Source organism: Streptomyces coerulescens (assembly GCF_042657965.1).
In the GTDB taxonomy this organism is placed as follows: domain Bacteria; phylum Actinomycetota; class Actinomycetes; order Streptomycetales; family Streptomycetaceae; genus Streptomyces; species Streptomyces coerulescens.
The window spans coordinates 1-610 of sequence record NZ_JBHSKM010000037.1 but is presented as its reverse complement, the minus strand read 5'-3'; the positions used below and the strand labels follow the sequence as shown (position 1 = coordinate 610).

At 68.0% G+C, this 610-nt stretch carries 1 protein-coding gene; it reads left to right on the top strand.

Annotation, left to right across the window (positions count from 1 at the left end):
- On the top strand, positions 1-610 hold a 610-nt coding region (locus tag ACFPQ9_RS35110), incomplete at both ends, for a zinc-binding dehydrogenase (RefSeq protein WP_380862505.1).

Here is a 610-nt window from a genome sequence, read left to right as displayed (position 1 = left end):
GGTGGTCGTTCGAGCAGGCGGCGTCGGTGCCGATCGTGTTCCTGACCGCCTATTACGCCTTGGTGGATCTGGCGGGGGTGCGGTCGGGGGAGTCGGTGCTGGTCCATGCCGCGGCTGGTGGTGTGGGGATGGCGGCGGTGCAGTTGGCTCAGCATCTGGGTGCTGAGGTGTATGGGACGGCGAGTGAGCCGAAGTGGCCGGTGGTGCGGGGACTCGGGGTCCCCGATGAGCGGATCGCCTCGTCTCGGACGACGGAGTTCGAGGAGCGGTTCGGGTCGGGTGTGGATGTGGTGCTGGACTCGCTGGCGGGTGAGTTCGTGGATGCGTCGTTGCGGTTGGTGCGGCCGGGTGGCCGGTTCGTGGAGATGGGCAAGACCGATATCCGTGGTGCGGAGGAGGTGCGCGCCGAGTACGGGGTGTCGTACCGCTCGTTCGACCTGATGGACGCCGGTCCGGACCGGATCGCCGAGATGTTCGCCGCGCTGTTGGAGCTGTTCGAGCAGAGTGCGCTGCGTCCGAACCCTGTGACGGTGTTCGACATGGGGAGGGCTCCGGAGGCGCTGCGTCTGCTGGGGCAGGCGAAGCACGTCGGGAAGGTCGTGCTGCGGGT